Origin of the sequence: Microbacterium sp. LWO12-1.2 (assembly GCF_040675875.1) — a bacterium.
Lineage (GTDB): Bacteria > Actinomycetota > Actinomycetes > Actinomycetales > Microbacteriaceae > Microbacterium.
The window spans coordinates 803,301-825,317 of sequence record NZ_JBEGII010000001.1; the positions used below are offsets into that span (position 1 = coordinate 803,301).

Consider the following 22,017-nt stretch of genomic DNA (forward strand, 5'->3'; position numbering starts at 1 on the left):
ATGCCCGATTCGTCCCCTGCCGTTCCGCGCTTTCTCGCGCCCGCGCAGGTGGCGGAGCTGCTCCAGATCGGCGTTGATGAGGTCATCGACCTCGTGCACGAAGGTGAGCTTCGAGGCATGCAGCTGGGGACGCCGGCGCGCTGGCGCGTCGAGGAGTCCAGTGTGGAGGACTACCTCGCCGCGCGGGTGGAGAACTCCCGGCGGATGGCGTTGTGGCGACAGTCCCAGGTCGCGAGCTTTCCCGAGGTCTGGGGAGGATCGACGGCTCAGAGCCTCTGATCGCCCACAGTGCGCAGCGCGATGAGCGTCGTGAGCGGGATGATCCGGAAACCCTGAACCGCAGCGGCGAGTCGAGCAGTGCCGGCATCATGGACCGCCAGGTCGAGATGATCCGAGCCCGCGCGATCGATCGTGCCGTGCACATCATCGCCGATCGTCAGACTGAGGTGCACCGGAACGCGGCGGCGGGCGAGATCCCGGAGGACGAATCCGAGGCTCATCCGCTCGCGGAGGGCGCGCCCGGGATCGGCCACGTCTTCCAGGCTCGCCAGCACGCTGCCATGGTCGGCGCGGATCGCGACGATGGCGTGCAGTGGCACGATCCGGGTCGATCTGCCCATGAGCAGATCATCGCCTGGCGCGGATTCTGCGGCCACCCAGTCGGCGCCGAGCGCACGCATCGTGACGGGGAGCCGGCGCCCGTCGGCGAGCTCGACCGTCACGGTCGCCCGCGCCTCGCACAGATGCCGTAGACGGCTCCGGAGGTCCAGACGCGAGATGCGCAGCCGCTCCGACTCTGCGTTCAGCACCGCGCGCTCCGTCTCCCACTCCGCGGCCAGCTGACCCTCGAGGTCTTCGAAAAGGCGATCCCAATGCACGGCTCCGAGCGTAGGTGAGCGGCCGATGCCATGTACGAGTTATCCACATACATTGCCGAAGCCCCCTCCCGTGATGCCCTGCTCGTGCTCGACTGGCCCTTCGTCTTCCCCAGGAGAGAACCGATGATGAGCGTGCACGAGTACTTCGCCCCGCAACCCACCCCGACGGCTGCGCTGCCGGACCCTGCGCCCCTGTTGCGCAGTCTCACGCAGGGGGTGCTGGAGGCACTGGCGGGGGTGAGGGAGGTCGAGCAGCTCGCACGCTGGTTCAGCGAAGATGCGTACCGCAATCTCGTGAGCCGAGCGAACCTGTCGGCAAGGGCGCGCAGCGCGCGCGGAGTGGCTCCCACCCGGCCGACCTTCGAGATCCGCTCGATCAGAGTGTCCGAGCCGCTCGACGGTGTCATCGAGGCGGTCGCCGTCGTCGCAGGGCCGGGCCGGACTCGCGCTGTGGCGATCCGGCTGGAAGGGCTGGACCGCCGCTGGCGGGCGACCTCCCTGGCGGTGCTCTGACCGAAGTCGCCGTAGGCTGGGGGAGTGTCAACGCTTAGTGATCTCGCCCACGCGCAGGGCCGTCTGACCGACAACGACGTCGAGTGGCTTCATCGCCTCGCAGGGGACGGGCAGTTGCTCGCCGATCTCGCATCGGCCGATATCGTCGTGTGGATCCAGACCGATGACGGATCGTTCATCGCCGTCGCGCATGCGCGGCCGAGCGGGGCGGCCACGCTCTTCTACCGCGACATCGTCGGCGAGCGGGTGCGCCCGCAGTGGCGCACTCAGGTGCAGGGTGCGTTCGACTCCGCCGAGATCGTCGACTCCTCGTCGCCCGACTGGTTCGAGGAGACACCGACCAGGGTCAGGGCCGTACCGATCGTCGTCGGTCGACGGGGAGCGGGCGCGGGCGCGCCGACGGCCATCGGTGTCGTCACCCGGCACACGAACCTGGGTGAGGTGCGCACGCCCTCTCGACAGCAGATCACTTTCGACGAATGTGCGAACGATCTGTTCCGGATGATCGCCGACGGCAGCTTCCCCGATCTCGCGGCGCCGACATCTCCCCGGCGCGGCGCTCCGCGGGCCTCGGACGGGCTCATCCGGATCGACGTCGACGGCATCACGACCTTCGCCAGTCCCAACGCCCTCTCCGCCTTCAATCGCATGGGGTTCGATGACGAGCTGGAGGGAGAGTCCCTCGCCGAGGTCACTACCCGTCTGGTGCCTCCGTCCCGACAGGTCGACGAATCCCTCCCTGTCGTGGTGACGGGACGGGCGCCGTGGCGCACCGACATCGAAGCGCGGGGAGTGACTGTCTCGCTTCGTGCCATCCCGCTGAAGGATCATGGCACCAGGATCGGCGCGATCGTGCTCTGCCGCGACGTCTCAGAGCTGCGGCATCAGGAGCAGGAGCTCATCACCAAGGATGCGACGATCCGCGAGATCCACCATCGTGTGAAGAACAACCTGCAGACGGTCGCTTCACTGCTGCGCATCCAGGCCCGCCGGACCCACTCCGATGAGGCGCGGGAAGCGCTCACGCAGGCGATGCGCCGGGTCGACTCGATCGCCGTCGTGCACGACACGCTCGCGCAGGGGCTGACGCAGAAGGTCGACTTCGACGAGGTCTTCCATCGGGTGCTCAAGCTCGTGGCCGAGGTCGCCTCCGCGCCCAACACGCGGGCGCAGACGCAGCTCACCGGGCGCTTCGGCGTTCTGCCCAGCGAATACGCGACGCCACTCGCGCTCGCCCTCACCGAGGTCGTCACGAACGCAGTCGAGCACGGTCTGGCCGGTCAGGAAGGCGTGATCGCGATCGATGCGGCGCGCACGGAGGAGAGCCTCCGGGTGACGGTGAAGGACACCGGCCACGGTCTCCCCGAGGGGCGCATCGGGCAAGGGCTCGGCACCCAGATCATCCGCACGCTGATCCAGGGCGAGCTCGGGGGCACGATCGAGTGGCATGGCAGCGAGGGAGATGGCACCGAGGTGATCATCGACATCCCGCTGCGCTGGCTGACCAAATGACAAAAGCCGGACGAGGTCGCATTGCGACATCGTCCGGCGGTATCAGCGGTGCGGCTCTGCAGAGGCCTCGGAGGAGGTCAGCAGAGTCGTTCCGCGTGGACGCGGACCTCGGTCAGGAGGCGCGGCGGGCGCGAGCGGCGCGACGCTTCAAGGCGCGGCGCTCGTCTTCGGAGAGACCACCCCAGACACCCGAATCCTGGCTGGACTCGAGGGCGTACTGCAGGCAGATCTCGGTGACCGTGCAGGTGGCGCAGACGGTCTTCGCCTTCTCGATCTGATCGACGGCCGGACCGGTGTTCCCGACAGGGAAGAACAGTTCGGGGTCGACGGTCAAGCAGGCGGCCTTATCGCGCCAATCCATGGGGGCTCCTCGGTATGGGATTTCAAGAGATGTCGCGACGCGACGACTCGATTCGGGCGGCGGCTCGGGTTCCGCTACCCTGTTCAGATGCGGACGGATGCCCGCGAATTGTGATGCGAGCGAATCGCCCGCCCCACGCCGCTGTGGGAGCACATGACGCTGTCTATTCTGTTACATGAAACCTGCGAAATCAAGGGTTTTCATCCTTCTCATTCGATTCTCAGGAGACATCGTGCGTGCACCAGGACTCGCCGCAGCGGCAGCGGCCGTACTCGCCCTCGAGGGAGCGGCCCTCGTCGTCTTCGCGATCATCGAGCTCATGGGACTGGGCGCGGGAGATGCTGCGTCGCTGCCGACGGCGATCGCACTCATCGTGCTGACCTTGATCGGCGCGGGCGCGCTCTTCGCCTTCGCCTTCGGCGCCCGTATCGGACGCTCGTGGGCCCGGTCGGGCGGAGTCGTCTTCCAGGTCCTCGCTGTCGCGCTCGCCCTCGCATCGCTGACGCTGCAGCCCATCCCGTGGGCCTTCACGATGGGCGTCGGTGTACCGGGCATCATCGGGTTCGTGTTGCTCATCTCCAGTGCTCGTCGTGAGAGTGAGCGCGCGGAGACCGACTGACGGCGATGGCCGCTCAGGCGTCGATGCCGAGGAGCTTGCGCAGTCGCGCGACGTGTCCCGTCGCCTTGACGTTGTACTGAGCGAGGCTGACGACTCCGTTCTCGTCGAGCACGAACGTCGAGCGGAGGACGCCTTCGACGACCTTGCCGTAGTTCATCTTCTCGCCCCACGCCCCATAGGCGTCGTGCACGGCGTGATCGGGGTCGCTGAGCAGGGTGAACGTGAGGCCGTCGCGTTCGCGGAACTCTGCGAGCTTCGAGGGCTCATCGCGTGAGACGCCGACGACACGGTAGCCGGCGCCCTGCAGGGAGGAGATGCTGTCGCGGAAGTCGCAGGCCTGCGTCGTGCACCCCGGGGTCATCGCCGCCGGGTAGAAGTAGAGGACCGTCTTCTGGCCGCGGAGGTCGGAGAGGCGCACGGTGGCGCCATCCTGGTCGAGCAGGGCGAAGTCGGGGGCGGGAGATCCGTTTTCCAGGCGCTGAGTCACCCCTCCAGCCTATCGTCCGGGCGCCTGCTCGGCCTTGTCGGCGAATGTCTGCAGGAGTCGCTGCAGCGAGTCCAGCCGCGCGCGTTCGGCCTCGCTGAGGTCGCCGCGCTCCTCGGCCTCGATCAGGGCGCAGTCCGGAGCGTCGGCGAGATGCGTGCAGCCGCGGGGGCAGTTCTCGGCGATGAGGGCGAGCTCGGTGAAGGCCGCCAGGATGTTGGCCGGCTCCACGTGGCCGAGCCCGAACGAGCGCACACCCGGGGTGTCGATGACCCACCCTGAGCCGTCTGCACCTTCATAACGGAGCGAGACCGTCGAAGACGAGGTGTGGCGTCCACGACCCGTCACCTGGTTCACATGGCCGGTGGCTCGCTTGGCCGTGGGGACGAGCTCGTTGACCAGGGTCGACTTCCCGACCCCGGAGTGTCCGACGAACACCGTCGAATGGCCGATGAGGGCGGCGCCGATCTCCTCGGTCGGCATCTCCTCGCGCGCACTGGTGAACACGCGCAGGTCCAGGCCGTCGAAGTGTGAGAGGAAGGCCGTGGGATCGGCGAGGTCCGTCTTGGTCACCACGAGCAGCGGCCGGATGCCGGCGTCGAGCGCTGCCACGAGGTAGCGGTCGACCAGGCGTGCGCGAGGCTCCGGATCGGCGGCAGCGACGACGATGAGCATCTGATCGGCGTTCGCCACGATCACGCGTTCCACCTGATCGGTGTCGTCGGCGCTTCGGCGGAGCAGGGAGGTGCGATCCACGATGCCGACGATGCGACTGAGCGTGCCCTCAGCGCCTGAGGTGTCGCCGACGACGCGTGCCTGATCGCCGGTGACGATCGGCATGCGTCGGAGCTCCCTGGCCCTGGTCGCCGAGACGAGGTGCTCGTCTTCGGTCCCCTCGTCGATCAGGACGGTGTAGCGCCCGCGGTCCACACCGAGCACTCGTCCGATCACCGCATCTTCGTGCGCAGGGCGGCGTTTGGTCCGTGGGCGGTTCGCCTTGGGGTTGGGCCGCGTGCGGATACTGCTCTCGTCGTAGTCCTCGAAGCCGTCTTCGAGGTCGTCGGAGTCGTCTAGCCAGCTCACGCGCCAGCGCCTCGCAGCATCCGTTCCCAGAGCAACGTGAACTCGGGGAGGGTCTTGGCCGTGGTTCCGATCTCGTCGATCTCGACGCCAGGAACACGCAGGCCGATCAGGGCGCCGGTGGTCGCCATCCGGTGATCATGATGCGCCGCCCACCCGCCCCCGTGCAGGGGACGGGGGATGATGCGCAGCCCGTCCGAGAGCTCCTCCGCCTCGCCGCCGAGGGCACGGAGATTGCCGATGAGTGCGGCGATCCGATCGGTCTCGTGCAGACGGATGTGGCCGATGCCGCGGATCGTGGTGGGCGACTCGGCGAAGGCCGCAAGCCCGACGATCGTGGGCGTCAGCTCGCTCGCGGCCGAGAGATCGAGATCGAGTCCGCGGATGCCGTTGCCCGCGCGGACGGTGAGCGCGCCGCCGTGGCGGCTCGTGTGGGCTCCCATCGCCTGCAGGAGCTCCGGGAGAAGGGCACCGGGCTGCGTCGAGTGCGCGGGCCACCCCGTGATCGACACCGATCCTCCCGTGACGAGCGCCGCGGCGAGAAATGGAGCGGCGTTCGAGAGATCGGGTTCGATCGCGATCTCCTTGGCGCGGGGCACGCCGGCCTCGACGAGCCATTCGCCCACAGCGGGGCGCTCGATGCGGATGCCTCGTCGGCTCAGCGACTCGATCGTCATGTCGATGTGCGGCAGGCTCGGCAGGTGCTCGCCGGTGTGGACGAGGTGGAGTCCGACGTCGAAGCGGGGTGCGGCGAGGAGGAGTCCGGAGACGAACTGGCTCGATGCGGAGGCATCGATCTCGATGCGGCCGCCGCGGATGCGTCCGTGACCGCGGATCGTGAACGGCAGCGACCACGTCCCTTCGTCGTCGATGTCGACGCCGAGGTCGCGCAGAGCGCTGATGAGCCCGCCCATCGGGCGATGCAGAGCGGTCTCATGCGCGGTGAGATGCACGTCGTTCGCGGCGAGCCCGGCGAGCGGGGCGATGAATCGCATGACCGTTCCCGCCTGTCCGCAGTCGACGGTCACTCCGCCGGTGAGCTTGCCGGGGGTCACGACGAGGTCGGGACCGAACTGGCCTCCCGCGTCGATCTCCTCGATTCCGACGCCGATCGCGCGGAGTGCATCGACCATCCGGCGAGAGTCGTCCGAGTGCAGCGGGGCCACCAGGCGGCCGGGACCATCGGCGATGGCGGCGATGATCAACTCGCGGTTCGTCAGTGATTTCGAACCGGGAATGGTGAGGGTGGCGTGCACCGCGTCGTCGGCGGTGGGCGCGGTGTAGGCGCCCTGGACAGGGGGAGGGGAATACCTGTTGACGCTCATCGGTTTCCACCTTAGTGAACGGCGACGCACGCGCCGAGAAGGAGAGAGCATGATCGCGACCTTGGAGCGCGGATCTGTGGACATCAGCGGCCTAGACTGGCCGGTGATGGATGACACCGCAACCGCAGACATCGTCGGCGACCCTCGGCGCGAGTTCGAGGAGCAGGCGATCCCTTTCATGGATCAGCTCTACGCCGCAGCGATGCGTATGACGCGCAATCCTGCCGACGCCGCTGACCTCGTGCAGGAGACCTTCGTGAAGGCGTACGGCTCCTGGTCGACGTTCTCGCAGGGCACGAACCTCAAGGCCTGGTTGTACCGGATCCTGACCAACACGTATATCAACATCTATCGCAAGAAGCAGCGCGAGCCGTTCCAGGGCACGATCGACGAGCTCGAGGACTGGCAACTGGGCGGTGCGGAGTCGACCACGGCCTCGCACAGCCGTTCCGCGGAAGCGGAGGCGATCGACCGCATGCCGGCATCGGTCGTCAAAGATGCGCTGCAGGCCGTGCCGGAGGACTTCCGGCTGGCGGTGTACCTCGCTGATGTCGAGGGGTTCGCCTACCAGGAGATCGCCGACATCATGAAGACACCCATCGGCACCGTGATGAGCCGTCTGCACCGGGGCAGGCGCATGTTGCGGGAGCTGCTGGCGGATTACGCCGCGGAGCGGGGCATCACCGCGGCCGACACGAGGAGCAGGAAATGAGCGACTGCGGCTGCGACAAAGCCCGTCAGGATCTGGAGGAGTACCTCCGCAACGAGGTCTGCAACACGGAGCACACCGAGATCCGTGAGCACCTGGAGAACTGCCCGTCGTGTCGCGACGAGGCACTCGTCGCGACCACGCTCACCGAAGTGGTGGCGCGGGCGTGCAAGGAGACCGCTCCGGAGGAACTGCGCGATCAGGTCTTCGCTCGACTGCGCGCGGTGCAGGCCAGCCAGCACTGATCCGGGACGCGCCGTCGCGGTCCGACCGTAGGCTGTCACCATGGCCTTCATCGATGCGCGCGGGATCCCCGCAGACCAGACCTCCGTCGACCGGCTCGCCAAGAACGGGCTCGACTATCGTCTCGCGGACTTCGCTGACGACGCGCAGGCCGCGTCCTATCAGCGTGCCGTCGCTCGCGGCTTCCTCGGAAGCGAGCCCACGGCGGAGTCGCTCTCGGCAGAACGGGCGACGTTCGCTGAACGCCGCAACACCGGCGTCTACGAACGGGCGGGTGCTGCGGACGCGCTGCCGGTCGCGACGGTCAACTCCTGGGTGACGCCCCTGACGCTGCCGGGCGGCGGCGAGATCGGGATGTGGGCGATCAGCGTCGTGACGGTCGCCGGCACACATCGTCGGCGGGGGATCGCTCGGGCTCTTCTCGAGGGCGAGCTGCGTGCCGCGGCATCCGCCGGCGTCCCCATTGCGGGACTCACGGTGTCGGAGGCGACGATCTACGGCCGCTACGGCTTCGGCGCGGCCGTTCCCGCGGCGCGGTTCTCGGTCGACACCCGCCGCGCAGGGTGGGGCGGCCACGTCCCCGAAGGCAGCGTGGAGTATGTCGAGCGCGAGGCGCTGGCCGCCGATCTCGGGGCCGTGCATGAACGAGCGCGTCACGCGCGTGCCGGACAGATCGCCGGATGGCAGGGGCGTTGGGATGGATACGCCGGTGTGACCGGGAGCGATGCCGAGCGCGAGAAGGTCCGTGGCGTGCGTTACCGCGACGCGTCCGGTGAGGTCCGCGGGGTGCTGGTGTACACGCTCAGCGAGATCAACGGCACGTTCCGTTCCGCACTCCAGGTGCGTCTGCTCGTGGGCGAGACGACGGATGCGGTCGCGGCCCTGTGGCGGTTCGCGGTGCAGCACGACCTGGTCGACCAGGTCACCGCCGACCTGCGGCCGCTCGACGATCCGCTTCCGTGGCTCGTCGCCGACACCCGCGGTGTGGCCCAGGAGGTGCACGACCATGGGTGGCTGCGCGTGCTCGACGTTCCCGCTGCGCTGGGGGCACGACCCTTCTCCGCGCCGCTCGACGTCGTCATCGGAATCGACGACCCGCTCGGCTTTGCGGAGGGAGAGTGGCGGCTGCAGGTCGACGACCGTGGCGTCGCCTCTGTGGAGCGTGCAGACGGGCAGGAGGTCGATGCCCGCATGGGTGTCGCCGCGCTCTCCTCGCTCTACGCCGGCGGTGTACGTGCCGGCTCGCTGCGCGGCGCAGGGCTGATCGACGCCGACGCGGCCACCGTCGAGAAGCTCGACAGGGCGTTCATCACGTTCCCTGCGCCGTCGCTCGACATCTGGTACTGATCTCGTCTCGCGGTCGCCCGCGAAACGCTCGATCCGCTCCGCACTCGTGGCGGGGAATGCCGTCCGCTCTGATCATGGAGCGGGCGGCATTCTGCGTCCATGCTCGAACCGGCCGAGAAAGATTCTTTACAAATTAATTGGAAAAGTCTTTACCGGAAAGAACCTTTACTATAACCTCGCCTCCAGGCGGACACCTGTTCGCCGTGCTCGATTCCCGCAATGAAGCTCTTGAGACGAGGTTCCCATGCACGACAACCGCTGGAGGAAAACCCTTCCTCTCGTCGCCGGTGCCGCCGCACTCGCGCTGGCACTGGGCGGCTGCACGCCCGGTGGCAGCGCGTCCGGAGGTGAACGCCCGCTCCGGATGTGGTCCGGCTCGATGACGCCGATCACGAACAACTTCAACCCGTTCGCTGTCGACACGGCGACGCACATGACGTTCGGTGCCATCTACGAACCGCTCTTCTTCTTCAATCAGCTCTCGGACGACGCCCCGGTCGGGCTGCTCGGTGACACCTACGAGTTCAACGAAGACGGCACGGTGCTTACCGTGACCATCAAGCCCGACCTGAAATGGAGCGACGGCGAGGACCTGACGGCTGCCGACGTCGCCTTCAGCCTCGGGTATGGATCGAACCTCGACCCCGACATGGTCTCGGCCGAGGCGCCCGACGACACGACCGTCGTCGTCACGTACTCCTCCGCGAAGTTCACCGCGGCCTCGCTGATCCTCGGATCGACCTGGATCATCCCGGAGCACATCTGGTCCGAGATCGACGACTACATGACCGAGACGAACCCGAAGCCGGTCGGATCGGGGCCGTACAAGCTGAAGTCGTTCACGGACGCGGCCTACACGCTCGAGGCGAACTCGCTGTTCCGCGACGGCGCCCCGAAGGTGAAGGAGGTGCAGGACATCGGCATCGACTCGAACCAGTCGTCGGAGGATCTCCTCAAGACCGGCAAGCTCGACTGGGTCGGGCAGTTCATCGCCAACCCGGATGGTGTTACGGCGAACGGCCGGATCAGCACGATGAACCAGCAGCAGGACCCCACCGTGATCATGACCTGCGCCGATACCGCGATGGGATGCTCTGGCGCACAGACCGATCCCGCCGTCCGCCAGGCTCTGAACGTGGCGATCGACCGCGCGTCCATCAGCAAGAAGGCATTCGCAGGTCTCTCCGGCGAGTCGTCGCCGAGCTTCGCGCTGCTGCCGCGCGACGAGAAGTGGCTGGGCGACCCCGCGCTGGCGACGAGCCCGCAGGAGCCCGATGCCGCATCCGCCGAGGGAATCCTCGAGGCCGCCGGTTACACCAAGGGCAATGACGGCTTCTACGGCAAGGACGGTGTGGCGATCGAGCTCGACCTGTTCTCTCCGGACGGCTGGACCGACTACAACGATGCGGCGAAGCTCATCAGCGCCCAGGCGGCAGAGGCGGGCATCCGTGTGAACGCCCGCACGGTATCGGAGGCAGAGTACTGGACGCCGATCTCGACCGGAGAGTTCCAGCTCGCCCTCTACGGACTCACGCAGTCGCTCGTCGCGGACCCCTACTCGAACTACGACCAGTACTTCACGACGACCGCGAGCGCCCCGGTCGGCGAGGAGCCCACGAAGGGGCAGAACTACTCGCGCTACACGAACTCCGTCGTCGACGAGGCCGTGAAGAAGGCCGGTGCGACGCAGGACGAGGCGATCAAGCAGCAGGCCTATGCGGCGATCCAGACCGAGATCGCTCGGGACCTGCCGTACATCCCGGTTGTGCTCAACGCCTCGCAGTCCTTCTTCAACACGGCCGACTTCACGGGGTGGCCGAGCGAGAGCGACATGTACGCGGCGCCGCTGCCGTACCTGTCGACCGCCTCGGCTGTGATCCTGACCCGCCTCAGCCCCGTCACGAAGTAGGACGCATTCCCATGGACCGATCCACTGAGAGGAGGGCCCCGTGAAGTTCTGGATGCGACGCATCGGGTTCTATCTGATCACGCTCTGGGCTGCCATCTCCCTCAACTTCCTCCTGCCGCGGTTGCTGCCGGGCGATCCCGCCGCGATCATGCTGGGCAAGCTCCGGCGTGCGAACGGCGGGCGGCCGCTCTCCGAGGAGACGATCACGGCGATCACCTCGATCCTCGGAGCGGAGCAGGGATCGAGTCTGTGGGACCAGTACCTCGCCTACTGGGGCCGGTTGCTGCAGGGTGACCTCGGGATCTCCTCTACCCGATACCCGGCCCCGGTGGGCGAGCTCATCTCCGCGGCGCTGCCGTGGACGGTGACACTCGTCGGAGCGGCGACCATCATCTCCTTCGTCCTGGGGATACTCGCCGGCGCGTGGGTCGGGTGGCTCCGTGGCACCTGGCTCGATCAGCTGGTGCCGATCACCACCTTTCTCCAATCGATCCCGTACTTCTGGCTCGCGCTCGTGCTCGTCGCGGTGTTCTCTGTGCAACTGGGGCTCTTGCCCATCATCGGCGGCTACGACGTGTTCGAGTTCCCGGCGGGACCGGAGTGCACGCCGGCGTTCTTCGCCAGCGCGTTCGTGCACGCGCTGCTCCCTGCCGCCACGATCGTGATCTCCTCGGTCGGCGGATGGCTGCTCGGCATGCGCAACATGATGGTCCAGACGATGGCCGAGGACTATGTGCTCACGGCGGAGGCCAAGGGGCTGCGGCCCTCACGGATCCGGACGGCATACGCGGCGCGCAATGCGTCGATCCCCAGCCTCGCCGGCTTCGGGATCGCGCTCGGCTTCGTCGTCGCGGGGTCCATCGTGACGGAGCAGGTGTTCAGCTATCCCGGTCTCGGAAAGCTGATGATCCAGTCCGTCCAGGGGCTCGACTACGCCCTGATGCAGGGGGTGTTCCTCGTCATCACCCTCACGGTGCTGGCGGCGAACTTCCTGATCGACCTTCTCTATGGCTTCATCGACCCGAGAGTGCGCCGCGATGGCTGACCTGATCGTTTCTCCCACAGAATCCACGCATGCCGTGGCCGTCGCCCAGTCGGACCGCGTCCGACGACGCCTCCCACGGATGTCGGGGAAGCTCACCACCGGCGTGATCATGCTCGGCGCGATCGTGTTGTTCGGGCTCCTGGGCCCGCTGGCGCTCGGTGATCCGCGGGATGCGGGCTTTGATCCGCTGCTGCCGCCGAGTCCCGAGCATCCTCTCGGCACGACGAAGCTCGGCTTCGATGTGCTGTCGCAGGTCGCCACGGGCACACAGGGATCACTGTTCGTCGGGGCCGTCGCGGGGTTGGTGGCGTTGGTCCTCGCCCTCGTGTTCGGCGTGCTCGCGGGCTACTTCGGGGGTGCCGTGGACGAGCTGCTGATGCTCGCGACGAACATCATGCTCGTGATTCCGGGGCTGCCGCTCGTCATGGTGATCGCCGCATACGTGCAGCACACCGAGGGACTCGGGGACCTGGCGCGCAGTTCGCTCCTGGTGGCGCTGGTGCTGGGGATCACCGGCTGGGCGGGATCGGCCGTGGTGCTGCGCGGCACGGCCCGCTCTCTGCGGACCAGGGACTATGTCGCCGCCTCGGTGGTCGCGGGGGAGCGTCCGCTGCGGGTGATCTTCGTGGAGATCCTTCCAAACCTGGTGCCGCTGCTGGCCGCGCAGCTCATCTTCGGGGTGATCTTCGCAGTGTTGGGGGAGGCGGGGCTCTCGTATCTCGGTCTGGGACCGACGGGATCGATCACTCTGGGGACCGTGCTCAACGATGCGCAGACCGGGCAGGCGGTCGGCAGCGGGGCCTGGTGGTGGTTCGTGCCGCCGGGGGCGATCATCGCGCTCATCGGCACGGCGCTGTCGTTGATCAACTTCGCGATCGACGAGGTCGTGAACCCGAAGCTGCGGCTGGTGCCGATGGCGGCGCGTCGACAGCGGCGCGCGCGTCGGGCCGGTCGCGGTATCGGCGGAGAGGGAGCGGTCGCATGAGTGAGGCGGTTCTGACGGCGCGGAATGTGTCGATCGAGTATGAGGTGGATCCACCGGTGAAGGCCGTCCGCAATGTGTCGTTGACGCTGAACCGGGGGGAGATCCTGGGACTCGCGGGCGAGTCCGGGTGTGGGAAGACCACGCTCGCGTATGGGATGAATCGGTTGTTGAAGGCGCCGGCGTTGATGACCGGTGGGGAGATCGTGTTCCATGACCGGGACGGTCATGACATCGACATCGTGGGTTTGGATGGGGAGGGGCTCCGGGCGTTCCGGTGGGACAAGATCTCGATGGTGTTCCAGGGGGCGATGAACTCGCTGAACCCGGTGATCAGCGTGCGGGCCCAGATCTTCGACATCTTCGACACGCACCGCCCGGGGATGAGCAAGAAGGCGAAGACGGCCAGGGCGGAGGAGCTCCTCACGTTGGTGGGCGTCGACCCGGCCCGGTTGACAAGTTTCCCGCATGAGCTGTCGGGCGGCATGCGACAGCGGATGATGATCGCGATGGCGCTCGCGCTGGATCCGCAGGTGATGATCATGGATGAGCCGACGACGGCGCTCGACGTCGTGGTGCAGCGGGGGATCATCCGCGAGATCATGCGGCTGCGCGAGAGGCTGGGCTTCGCGGTGATCTTCATCACACATGATCTGCCGATGCTGATCGAGATCAGCGATCGCATCGCGGTGATGCTGCAGGGGCAGATCGTGGAGGAGGGCACGGCGGAGGAGATCTACCGCGCGCCGCAGCACGAGTACACCAAGAAGTTGTTGTCGAGCTTCCCGTCGTTGACGGGCGAGCGCGGCGACTTCGTCCGCACCGGCAACCAGCCCAGTGAGGAGCAGGTCCGATGAGCGCAGTTCGTCCCATGATCGGCACGGCGGGGGTTCCGACCCTCGAGGCACGGAACCTGGTGAAGGACTTCCAGTTGCGGTCGGGGGTGAAGACGCGCACGTTGCATGCGGTGAAGGACGTGTCGTTCACGATCGCCGCGGGCAGGACCGTGGCGTTGGTGGGGGAGTCGGGGTCGGGGAAGTCGACGATCGCGCGGATGCTGATGAAGCTGGAGACTCCCACCAGCGGGGAGATCCTGTTGGACGGCGCTGCCTCGGGCACGAGGGGGCGGGCGTTGGCGCGGTATCGGTCGGAGGTGCAGATGGTGTTCCAGGACCCGTTCGCGTCATTGAACCCGTTCCATACGATCGCCCATCACCTGGAGCGGCCATTGCGCCTGCATCACCCGGCCTGGTCGGGGGCGCAGGTGCGCGAGCGGGCGTTGGAGTTGTTGGAGCGGGTGCGGCTGTCGCCGGCGGCGGGTTTCGCGGACCGGCGCCCGCATGAGCTGTCGGGTGGGCAGCGGCAGCGTGTCGCGATCGCGCGGGCGTTGGCACCGGGGGCCCGGTTCATCGTCGCCGACGAGCCGGTGTCGATGCTGGACGTCTCGATCCGGTTGGGCGTGCTGAACCTGCTCGCGGAACTGCAACGTGAGGAGAACCTGGGCGTGCTGTACATCACGCATGATCTCGCGACCGCCCGGCACTTCTCCGACGAGATCATGGTGCTGTTCCACGGGGACGTCGTCGAACGCGGGGCCGCGGACGAGGTCATACTGAACCCGCAACATGAGTACACCAAGACGCTGCTGGGCGCCGCCCCCGAGCCCGAGAACCTCGGACGCCTCCGCGACGAAGTCCGCCAAGAACTCGGCAGCACATGACCCGCGCTCCGGAGAACAGGGGCACGTCGCAGATCGATCCGGGCACGTCGTCGTGGTTGCGCACCAGGAACGACCGGGAGGCGCTGCGTCTGATCCTCGAACACGGCCCCCTCACGCGCTCGCGCCTGGGGGAGCTTTCGGGGATGTCCAAGCCGACCGCAACGCAGATGCTCGCACGACTCGAACGCGCCGACCTCGTTCTTCCGGTGGGCGAGGTCGCCGGCAGCCGGGGGCCGAGCGCCGTGAGCTGGGGTGTGCGCACGGACCGCGTCGCCGGGGTCGCCGTGAACATGCTCGATGAGAGCATCCAGGCGGTGCTGGTCGACGCCTCCGGGGCCGAGCATCCGATCGTGGATCTGCCCGTGCAGGGAACGGAACGCTCACCCGAAGCCGACATCGCCAGGGCCATCGACGCCGCGTGTGCGGCGGCCGGTGCCGACCGAGGCTGCATCGAAGCCGTGACGGTCGGCGTGCAGGCGGCGGTGAGCGGCGGGGGAGATGCGCTCTCTTTGACGGACTCGCTGCCGGGGTGGCCGTCATCCGGTGCTCGGGCGCGCATCGAACGCGAGCTGGGGGTCTCGGTGACTCTGGAGAACGACGTCAACCTCGCCACGATGGCCGAGCGGGCGATCGGAGTTGCCCAGCAGGCGAGCAGCTTCGCCTTCCTGTGGGTGGGAGTGGGCCTCGGTGTCGGCGTCGACCTGAACGGCAGCATCCATCGCGGCATGCACGGCAGCGCGGGCGAGGTGGGCTACCTGACGGTCGCGGCCGGAACCGGTGCGCCTGGCGCCGTCACCACCGATCTGCTGGGCGAACAGGTGATCCTCGAGCTGCTCGGATCGCATGGAGGTGCGGGGCAGGGGAGCATCGCGGAGCTCGTCGAGGATGACGTTGTGATGAACGTGGTCGCCGACCGCATCGCGCTGACTCTCGAGCCGGTGCTCGCCGTTCTCGACCCTGCCGTGATCGTCCTCGGCGGACCCACCTGTCTTGCCGCGGGTGCGCGCCTCGCGCAGCTCGTCGCGGCCCGCGCGGAGCGGGAAGAACGGCCCGCCCCCGACGTGCTTCTGAGCGGAACCGGTGATAGCGCCGTCCTCGTCGGAGCGCGCCGGCTGCTCGTGGAGCAGATCCGTGCCCGACTCGAGGAACGAATTCCCACCGACTGACGCCGACCGGCGAGCGGGCGAACCATGAACAAGGAGAACAGATGAAACTGGCCATCGTCGGCGGCGGATCGACGTACACTCCGGAGCTGATCGACGGCTTCATCCGACTGCAGAGCGAGCTCCCGATCGAGGAGCTGGTGCTGGTCGACACGGACCGATCGCGCCTCGACCTGGTGGGGGCCATCTCCCGGCGGATGCTGGCCAGAGGCGGGCATCCTGCGCGGCTGATCGCCACGGACGACCTCGTCGCCGGGGTGAGCGATGCGGACGCCGTGCTCATCCAGCTGCGCATCGGGGGACAGGACGCCAGGGAACAGGACGAGAGCTGGCCGCACGAGGCCGACTGCATCGGTCAGGAGACGACCGGTCCCGGAGGGCTGGCCAAGGCGCTGCGCACGGTTCCTGTGGTGCTGCGGATCGCTGAGGTCGTGCGGCAGTATGCGAAACAGGACGCGTGGATCGTGGACTTCACGAACCCCGTCGGCATCGTCACCCGTGCGCTCCTGCAGGCAGGACACCGCGCGGTCGGGCTCTGCAACGTCGCCATCGGGTTCCAGCGCCGCTTCGCCGAGGAGGCCGGTGTCGCACCGGATCGGGTCGAACTGGCGCACGTCGGGCTGAACCACCTGACCTGGGAACGCGGCGTCTTCGTCGATGGGGTGGATGTGTTGCCCGGTGCTCTCGAGAATCGTCTCGGCGAGCTCGCGGAGACAGTGGAGCTGGCGCCCGCGCTGCTCGCTCAGCTCGGAGTGATCCCTTCGTACTACCTGCGCTACTACTACGCGCACGACGAGGTGCTTCATGAGCAGCGCCACCACGCCACGAGGGCCCAGGAGGTGCGGGCGATCGAGCAGGATCTCCTCCGCCTCTATGCGGATCCTTCCGTCGACACCAAGCCGGAGATCCTGGAGAAGCGCGGCGGCGCGTTCTACTCCGAAGCGGCGATCGAGTTGCTGATCGCGATCCGTGGAGGGACGGACGTGCCTCGGGTGGTCAATCTCCGCAACGACGGTGTTCTCCCGTTCCTGCCGGACGACCACGTGATCGAGGTGCCGGCGCGCCACATCGACGGACGATTCGTGGCCGAGCCGGTCGCCGCACTGCCGGATGACATCAGCGGGCTGATCGGCGCCGTCGCGGGGTACGAGCGCGTCGCGCTGGACGCCGCGATCCACGGGGGACGAGACCGGGTGCTGCGCGCCATGCGTGCGCACCCGCTGGTGCTGCAGCACGATCGGGCCGAGAAGCTCACCGATCTGCTGCTCGTGGCGAACGCGCGATTCCTGGAGTGGGCGTGACTGCCGCGCCGAAGCCCGATCTCGTGCTCGCCGTCGACGGGGGCGGGTCGAAGACGGATGTCGTCCTTCTCGGAGTCGACGGCGAGGTGGTCGCCTGGGAGCGTGGCAGCGGATCGAGTCCGCAGCTGGCAGGGCTCGCCACATCCGTGAGCGTGATCGACGAACTCGTCGGCCGGGCGCTCGGCGGGCGTGATCCCCAGACCCTGGCGCAGGTGGGGCTGTATCTGTCGGGGCTCGATCTCGCCGAGGAGATCTCGGTGTTCCGCGCCGAGATCGCCGATCTGCCGTGGGCGGGCGATGTCATCGTCGAGAACGACCTGCACGCTCTGCTGCGCGCTGGAACGGATGCACCGAATGCCGTCGCCGTGATCTGCGGCACCGGGATGAACGCGATCGGCGTGCGGGCGGACGGCGCACAGGTGCGCTTTCCCGCGCTCGGACCGCTCTCGGGGGACTGGGGCGGCGGCGGCGAGCTGGGGGACGCGGTCGTCTGGCATGCGGCACGGGCGGAGGACGGACGCGGGCCTGCGACCGTGCTCGTCGACCTGCTTCTCGACGCGGTCGATGCGCCCAGCGTGGCCGCCCTGATCGAGGACGTCCACCTCGGCAGACGCCCCGGCCAGGGGTTCGCCCCACTCGCTCCCTTGGTGTTCGCCGCCGCGCACGCCGGGGATCCGGTGGCGCGAGATGTCGTGCAGCGTCAGGCCGAGGAAGTCGTCTCCTACGCGCGCGCCTGCATCGATCGCCTCGGACTGCGTGAAACCGACGTGCCGGTGGTCTTCGGCGGAGGGGTGGCGAGAGGACGCGACCCGCTCCTGCTCGACGACATCCACGCCGGGCTTGCTCAGCAGGTGCCGAACGCTCGGCTCAGCGTGGTCGACGCTCCGCCGGTGCTCGGCGCTGCTCTGCTGGTGCTGGCGGCGGCGGGTGCCGACAGGCAGGCGATGGAGCGGGCGACCACCCTCCTGAGCTCGGACGTGCGGTTCGTCCAGAGGATGCCGCTCGCCGCGAGCTGATGCACCGTCACCCACACGAGAATTCGTCATACACGCGAGAACGAGGAAGGCGCCGTGCCCCGGAGGTCACGGCGCCTTCCTCGTGGTGTCCGTCTGTCAGTCGATCGTGAGTGCCTCACGCAGCAGGGTGGCCTGCTCGGCGGCGTGCACCTTCGAGGAGCCGGTCGCCGGTGACGCCGACGCGGTGCGGGCGACCGGGCGGAACGAGCGGTCGCCGGGGACGTCGGCGAAGGCCAGCGCCAGGAACGGCCAGGCGCCCTGGTTCTCCGGCTCCTCCTGGACCCACACCAGCTCGGCGTTGGGGTAGGAGTCCGTGATCGTCTTGAGCTCGTCGATCGGAGTCGGGTACAGCTGCTCCAGCCGGACGAGGGCGACCTCGGGGTTCGGCTTCTTGTCGAGCTCGGCGCGCAGGTCCCAGTGGACCTTGCCCGAGTGCACGAGCACCCGCTTGACGGCCGTGCGGTCGAGACCGCGGTCGTCGTCGATCACCGGCTCGAAGCGGCCCTGCGTGAACGCCTCGACGGGGCTCGTCGCGCCGCGCAGGCGCAGCATCGCCTTCGGCGTGAACACGATCAGCGGCTTGCGTGGACGTGCATAGGCCTGGCGGCGCAGCAGGTGGAAGTAGGACGCCGGCGTCGACGGACGTGACACGATCATGTTCTCCTGAGCGCAGAGCTGCAGGAAGCGCTCGATACGCGCCGAGGAGTGATCGGGTCCCTGTCCTTCGTAGCCGTGGGGGAGCAGCAGCGTCACGCTCGACTGCTGGCCCCACTTCTGCTCGGCGGCGGAGATGTACTCATCGATCACCGACTGCGCACCGTTGACGAAGTCGCCGAACTGCGCCTCCCACAGCACGAGTGCCTCGGGCGCCTCGACCGAGTAGCCGTACTCGAAGCCCAGCGCCGCGTACTCGCTGAGGAGCGAGTCGTAGATGAAGAAGCGGCCCTGTGCATCGGACAGGTTCGACAGCGGCAGCCACTCCTGGCCGTTCGCGCGGTCGTGCAGGGTCGCGTGACGCTGCACGAAGGTGCCTCGCCGTGCATCCTGACCGGCGAAGCGCACCGGGGTGCCCTCGACCAGCAGCGATCCGAACGCGAGCAGCTCGCCGAAGCCCCAGTCGATGTTGCCGTTGCGGCTCATGTCGAGGCGCTTCTCGAGAAGCTGCTGGATCTTCGGGTGCACCGTGAAGCCCTCGGGCTTGTTCACGAAGGCATCGCCGATGAGCTGGATGACCTCGTTCGGCACGCCGGTCACATCGGGCGCTCCGACCTGGTCCTCGGCGGGCAGCGCCTCGGGCGCCACCGGCAGCGCACCGGTCTCGGCGGCGTGCGTCTCTGCGAAGGCGATCTCCAGACGGTTCTGGAAGTCGGCCTTGGCCTCGTCGTACTCCTGCTCGGTGATGTCACCGCGGCCGACGAGCGACTCGGTGTAGAGGCGGCGGACGGAGCGCTTGGCCTGGATCAGATCCGTCATCAGCGGCTGCGTCATCGAGGGGTCGTCTCCCTCGTTGTGGCCGCGGCGGCGGTAGCAGACGAGGTCGATCACGACGTCGCGGTGGAACCGCTCGCGGTACTCGAACGCGAGCTGCGCGACATGGATGACGGCTTCAGGGTCGTCGCCGTTCACGTGGAAGACCGGCGCCTGGATGGTCTTGGCGACATCGGTGGCGTACACCGAGGTGCGGCCGTCGTTCGGAGTGGTGGTGAATCCGACCTGGTTGTTCACGACCACGTGGATCGTGCCGCCGGTGCGGTAGCCGCGCAGCTGCGACATCTGCAGCGTCTCGACCACGACGCCCTGGCCGGCGAAGGCGGCGTCACCGTGCACGAGGATCGGCAGCCAGGCGAAGGTGCCGATCGGCTTGCGGTCCTGCTTGGCGCGGACGATGCCTTCGAGCACGCCGTCGACCGTCTCCAGATGCGAGGGGTTGGCGGCGAGGTAGACCGGAAGCTCCGCTCCGTCTTCTGCGATGAAGGTGCCCTCTGTGCCCAGGTGGTACTTCACGTCACCGGAACCGCGCTGATTGCCGGGGGTCTGGGTTCCCTCGAACTCCTGGAACACCTGGCCGTAGGTCTTGCCGGCGATGTTGGTGAGCACGTTGAGGCGACCACGGTGGGCCATGCCGATCGCGGCGCCCTCGAGGCCCGCGTTCGCCGCGCCCTGGAGGATCTCATCGAGCAGCGGGACGAGCGACTCGCCGCCCTCGAGCGAGAAGCGCTTCTGACCGACGAACTTCGTCTGCAGGAAGGTCTCGAACGCCTCGGCCTCGTTCAGCTTGCGCAACACGCGCAGCTGCTCGTCGTGGCCGGGCTTCTGGTACTTGAGCTCGACCTTCTCCTGGAACCAGCGACGCTGCTCCGGGTCCTGGATGTGCATGTACTCGATGCCGAGGGTGCGGCAGTAGGAGTCACGGAGCACACCGAGGATGTCGCGCAGCTTGGCGATGCGACGTCCGCCGAATCCACCGGTGACGAATTCGCGGTCGAGGTCCCAGAACGTCAGTCCGTGGCTCTCGATCTCGAGGTCGGGGTGCGAGCGCTGGACGTACTCGAGCGGGTCGATGTCGGCCATCAGGTGGCCACGCACGCGGAAGGAGTTGATCAGCTCCTGCACACGGGACTGCTTGTCGACGCGCTCAGCCAGGTCGACGGCGATGTCGGGGTTCCAGCGAATCGGTGCGTACGGGATGCGGAGCGCGGCGAAGATGTCGTCGTAGAAGCCGCGCTGCCCGATGAGCAGCTCGTGCACCTTCTTGAGGAACTCGCCAGAGCCGGCGCCCTGGATCACGCGGTGATCGTAGGTGCTGGTGAGGGTGATCGTCTTGCCGATCGCCAGCTCGTTCAGCGTCTTCTCGCTCGCGCCCTGGAACTCGGCCGGGTACTCGAGGGCACCGGCGCCGATGATGCAGCCCTGGCCCTTCATCAGACGGGGGACCGAGTGCACCGTGCCGATGCCGCCGGGGTTCGTCAGCGACACCGTGGTGCCCTGGAAGTCGGCGGCCGTCAGCTTGTTGTTGCGTGCCCGGGTGACGAGGTCCTCGTAGGCGACCAGGTACTCGGTGAACGTCATGGTGTCGGCACGCTTGATGCTCGGCACCATGAGCGCGCGGGTGCCGTCGGGCTTGGGGAGGTCGATCGCGATGCCGAGGTTCACGTGGGCCGGCGCGACGACCGATGCCTTGCCGTCGATCTCGGCGTAGAACACGTTCTGGCTGCGGAACTCGTCGAGCGTGCGGATGAGTGCCCAGCCGATGAGGTGGGTGAAGCTGATCTTGCCGCCGCGGGTGCGCGCCATGTGGTTGTTGATGACGATGCGGTTGTCGATCATCAGCTTGGCCGGCACCGTGCGCACGCTGGTCGCGGTCGGAACGGTCAGCGACTCGTCCATGTTCGCGGCGAGAGTCTTGGGGAGACCGCGAAGCGGGGTGACCTTGTCTTCCTCGGCGGAGTCCGCGGCTTCCTTCGCCGCGGGCTTCGGCGCCTGCGCAGGGATCGGAGCGGCAGCGGCAGGCTTGGTCGTCGTCCGCGCGACGGGCTGGGAGCCGATCACGGGGATGGGAGCTGTGACCGGGTGCGCGGGCTGTGCCGAGGCCTCTGCGGGCGCTGCGGGCGCTGCGGGCGCTGCGGCACCGGTGGTGTCGGAGTGGTACTTCTCGAGGATCGGCCACCACTCCTTGTCCACGGAGTCGCGGTTCACCTTGAACTGCTCATAGAGCTCTTCGACGAGCCAGGAATTGGCTCCGAACCCCCCGTCGCCCCCGACGCCGGTCACCTGGTTCGACACGCTCGATCGCCCTCTTTCATCGCTGAA

At 67.8% G+C, this 22,017-nt stretch carries 21 protein-coding genes; 15 read left to right on the plus strand and 6 right to left on the minus strand.

Features of this window, described 5'->3' with window-relative positions:
* Nucleotides 1–279 carry a helix-turn-helix domain-containing protein gene (locus MRBLWO12_RS03730; protein WP_363552823.1) on the plus strand — a complete coding sequence of 93 codons (279 nt, stop codon included), beginning with the start codon at nt 1–3 and terminating at the stop codon, nt 277–279.
* Here MRBLWO12_RS03730 and MRBLWO12_RS03735 read toward each other — a convergent pair.
* Nucleotides 267–878 (minus strand): hypothetical protein, encoded by a 612-nt coding sequence (locus MRBLWO12_RS03735; protein WP_363552825.1) that lies wholly within the window; start codon nt 876–878, stop codon nt 267–269. The genes MRBLWO12_RS03730 and MRBLWO12_RS03735 overlap by 13 nt on opposite strands.
* A 126-nt stretch (nt 879–1,004) precedes the next feature.
* Between MRBLWO12_RS03735 and MRBLWO12_RS03740 the strand changes: the two genes are divergently transcribed.
* Both MRBLWO12_RS03740 and MRBLWO12_RS03745 read left to right on the plus strand, forming a co-directional pair.
* Nucleotides 1,005–1,391 carry an Rv3235 family protein gene (locus MRBLWO12_RS03740; RefSeq protein WP_363558518.1) on the plus strand — a complete coding sequence of 129 codons (387 nt, stop codon included), beginning with the start codon at nt 1,005–1,007 and terminating at the stop codon, nt 1,389–1,391.
* A 24-nt stretch (nt 1,392–1,415) separates the two neighbouring features.
* Entirely contained in the window at nt 1,416–2,903 is a 1,488-nt protein-coding gene (locus MRBLWO12_RS03745) for a sensor histidine kinase (protein ID WP_363552827.1), read from the plus strand.
* A 112-nt stretch (nt 2,904–3,015) separates the two neighbouring features.
* Here MRBLWO12_RS03745 and MRBLWO12_RS03750 read toward each other — a convergent pair whose 3' ends face one another.
* Nucleotides 3,016–3,264: a WhiB family transcriptional regulator gene (locus MRBLWO12_RS03750; RefSeq protein WP_028503730.1), complete on the minus strand. Its 249-nt coding sequence runs from the start codon at nt 3,262–3,264 to the stop codon at nt 3,016–3,018.
* A 232-nt stretch (nt 3,265–3,496) separates the two neighbouring features.
* Between MRBLWO12_RS03750 and MRBLWO12_RS03755 the strand changes: the two genes are divergently transcribed.
* Nucleotides 3,497–3,883 (plus strand): hypothetical protein, encoded by a 387-nt coding sequence (locus tag MRBLWO12_RS03755; protein WP_363552829.1) that lies wholly within the window; start codon nt 3,497–3,499, stop codon nt 3,881–3,883.
* A gap of 13 nt (nt 3,884–3,896) precedes the next feature.
* Here the strand turns inward: MRBLWO12_RS03755 and bcp are convergent, their stop codons facing one another.
* Genes bcp through aroA form a run of 3 tightly spaced genes read right to left on the minus strand, consistent with a single transcriptional unit; the run spans nt 3,897 to nt 6,772 of the window.
* Nucleotides 3,897–4,370 carry a thioredoxin-dependent thiol peroxidase gene (gene bcp, locus MRBLWO12_RS03760; protein WP_363552831.1) on the minus strand — a complete coding sequence of 158 codons (474 nt, stop codon included), beginning with the start codon at nt 4,368–4,370 and terminating at the stop codon, nt 3,897–3,899.
* Nucleotides 4,371–4,379: 9 nt separating this feature from the next.
* Nucleotides 4,380–5,450, minus strand: a complete 1,071-nt coding sequence (gene rsgA, locus MRBLWO12_RS03765; protein WP_363552833.1) for a ribosome small subunit-dependent GTPase A — start codon at nt 5,448–5,450, stop codon at nt 4,380–4,382.
* The gene (gene aroA, locus MRBLWO12_RS03770; protein WP_363552835.1) at nt 5,447–6,772 is read right to left on the minus strand and encodes a 3-phosphoshikimate 1-carboxyvinyltransferase; all 1,326 of its coding nucleotides are present in this window, start codon (nt 6,770–6,772) and stop codon (nt 5,447–5,449) included. Before aroA ends, rsgA begins: the two co-directional genes overlap by 4 nt.
* 49 nt (nt 6,773–6,821) lie before the next feature.
* On the opposite strand from aroA, the gene MRBLWO12_RS03775 reads away from it, so the two are divergent.
* From MRBLWO12_RS03775 to MRBLWO12_RS03825, 11 genes are all read left to right on the plus strand, one after another.
* Nucleotides 6,822–7,484 carry a sigma-70 family RNA polymerase sigma factor gene (locus MRBLWO12_RS03775; RefSeq protein ID WP_363552837.1) on the plus strand — a complete coding sequence of 221 codons (663 nt, stop codon included), beginning with the start codon at nt 6,822–6,824 and terminating at the stop codon, nt 7,482–7,484.
* A complete protein-coding gene (locus MRBLWO12_RS03780; protein WP_363552839.1) occupies nt 7,481–7,726 on the plus strand; it encodes a zf-HC2 domain-containing protein in 246 nt (81 codons plus the stop codon). Before MRBLWO12_RS03775 ends, MRBLWO12_RS03780 begins: the two co-directional genes overlap by 4 nt.
* Before the next feature lie 40 nt (nt 7,727–7,766).
* A complete protein-coding gene (locus tag MRBLWO12_RS03785; protein ID WP_363552841.1) occupies nt 7,767–9,071 on the plus strand; it encodes a GNAT family N-acetyltransferase in 1,305 nt (434 codons plus the stop codon).
* A 244-nt stretch (nt 9,072–9,315) separates the two neighbouring features.
* Nucleotides 9,316–10,980 carry an ABC transporter substrate-binding protein gene (locus tag MRBLWO12_RS03790; RefSeq protein WP_363552843.1) on the plus strand — a complete coding sequence of 555 codons (1,665 nt, stop codon included), beginning with the start codon at nt 9,316–9,318 and terminating at the stop codon, nt 10,978–10,980.
* 40 nt (nt 10,981–11,020) lie between these two features.
* Entirely contained in the window at nt 11,021–12,025 is a 1,005-nt protein-coding gene (locus tag MRBLWO12_RS03795; RefSeq protein ID WP_363552845.1) for an ABC transporter permease, read from the plus strand.
* Entirely contained in the window at nt 12,018–13,010 is a 993-nt protein-coding gene (locus tag MRBLWO12_RS03800) for an ABC transporter permease (RefSeq protein WP_363552847.1), read from the plus strand. The genes MRBLWO12_RS03795 and MRBLWO12_RS03800 overlap by 8 nt, the downstream gene beginning before the upstream one ends.
* Nucleotides 13,007–13,864 (plus strand): ABC transporter ATP-binding protein, encoded by an 858-nt coding sequence (locus MRBLWO12_RS03805; protein ID WP_363552849.1) that lies wholly within the window; start codon nt 13,007–13,009, stop codon nt 13,862–13,864. The genes MRBLWO12_RS03800 and MRBLWO12_RS03805 overlap by 4 nt, the downstream gene beginning before the upstream one ends.
* Entirely contained in the window at nt 13,861–14,727 is an 867-nt protein-coding gene (locus MRBLWO12_RS03810; RefSeq protein WP_363552851.1) for an ABC transporter ATP-binding protein, read from the plus strand. The genes MRBLWO12_RS03805 and MRBLWO12_RS03810 overlap by 4 nt, the downstream gene beginning before the upstream one ends.
* The gene (locus tag MRBLWO12_RS03815) at nt 14,724–15,893 is read left to right on the plus strand and encodes an ROK family transcriptional regulator (RefSeq protein ID WP_363552853.1); all 1,170 of its coding nucleotides are present in this window, start codon (nt 14,724–14,726) and stop codon (nt 15,891–15,893) included. Before MRBLWO12_RS03810 ends, MRBLWO12_RS03815 begins: the two co-directional genes overlap by 4 nt.
* 41 nt (nt 15,894–15,934) lie before the next feature.
* Complete coding sequence (locus MRBLWO12_RS03820) at nt 15,935–17,191, plus strand: 6-phospho-beta-glucosidase (RefSeq protein ID WP_363552855.1); 1,257 nt, start codon at nt 15,935–15,937, stop codon at nt 17,189–17,191.
* The gene (locus MRBLWO12_RS03825; protein WP_363552857.1) at nt 17,188–18,207 is read left to right on the plus strand and encodes an N-acetylglucosamine kinase; all 1,020 of its coding nucleotides are present in this window, start codon (nt 17,188–17,190) and stop codon (nt 18,205–18,207) included. Before MRBLWO12_RS03820 ends, MRBLWO12_RS03825 begins: the two co-directional genes overlap by 4 nt.
* Before the next feature lie 96 nt (nt 18,208–18,303).
* On the opposite strand, the gene MRBLWO12_RS03830 is transcribed toward MRBLWO12_RS03825, so the two are convergent.
* Nucleotides 18,304–21,990 (minus strand): multifunctional oxoglutarate decarboxylase/oxoglutarate dehydrogenase thiamine pyrophosphate-binding subunit/dihydrolipoyllysine-residue succinyltransferase subunit, encoded by a 3,687-nt coding sequence (locus MRBLWO12_RS03830; protein ID WP_363552859.1) that lies wholly within the window; start codon nt 21,988–21,990, stop codon nt 18,304–18,306.
* Nucleotides 21,991–22,017: the final 27 nt, after the last annotated feature.

Bases quoted from the DNA above. Each gene is read 5' to 3' on its own strand.
- MRBLWO12_RS03730 (WP_363552823.1), top strand. From the start codon at position 1: ATGCCCGATTCGTCCCCTGCCGTTCCGCGCTTTCTCGCGCCCGCGCAG.
- MRBLWO12_RS03740 (WP_363558518.1), top strand. From the start codon at position 1,005: ATGAGCGTGCACGAGTACTTCGCCCCGCAACCCACCCCGACGGCTGCG.
- MRBLWO12_RS03750 (WP_028503730.1), bottom strand. From the start codon at position 3,264: ATGGATTGGCGCGATAAGGCCGCCTGCTTGACCGTCGACCCCGAACTG.
- aroA (WP_363552835.1), bottom strand. From the start codon at position 6,772: ATGAGCGTCAACAGGTATTCCCCTCCCCCTGTCCAGGGCGCCTACACC.
- MRBLWO12_RS03775 (WP_363552837.1), top strand. From the start codon at position 6,822: ATGATCGCGACCTTGGAGCGCGGATCTGTGGACATCAGCGGCCTAGAC.
- MRBLWO12_RS03780 (WP_363552839.1), top strand. From the start codon at position 7,481: ATGAGCGACTGCGGCTGCGACAAAGCCCGTCAGGATCTGGAGGAGTAC.
- MRBLWO12_RS03785 (WP_363552841.1), top strand. From the start codon at position 7,767: ATGGCCTTCATCGATGCGCGCGGGATCCCCGCAGACCAGACCTCCGTC.
- MRBLWO12_RS03790 (WP_363552843.1), top strand. From the start codon at position 9,316: ATGCACGACAACCGCTGGAGGAAAACCCTTCCTCTCGTCGCCGGTGCC.
- MRBLWO12_RS03800 (WP_363552847.1), top strand. From the start codon at position 12,018: ATGGCTGACCTGATCGTTTCTCCCACAGAATCCACGCATGCCGTGGCC.
- MRBLWO12_RS03805 (WP_363552849.1), top strand. From the start codon at position 13,007: ATGAGTGAGGCGGTTCTGACGGCGCGGAATGTGTCGATCGAGTATGAG.
- MRBLWO12_RS03810 (WP_363552851.1), top strand. From the start codon at position 13,861: ATGAGCGCAGTTCGTCCCATGATCGGCACGGCGGGGGTTCCGACCCTC.
- MRBLWO12_RS03815 (WP_363552853.1), top strand. From the start codon at position 14,724: ATGACCCGCGCTCCGGAGAACAGGGGCACGTCGCAGATCGATCCGGGC.
- MRBLWO12_RS03820 (WP_363552855.1), top strand. From the start codon at position 15,935: ATGAAACTGGCCATCGTCGGCGGCGGATCGACGTACACTCCGGAGCTG.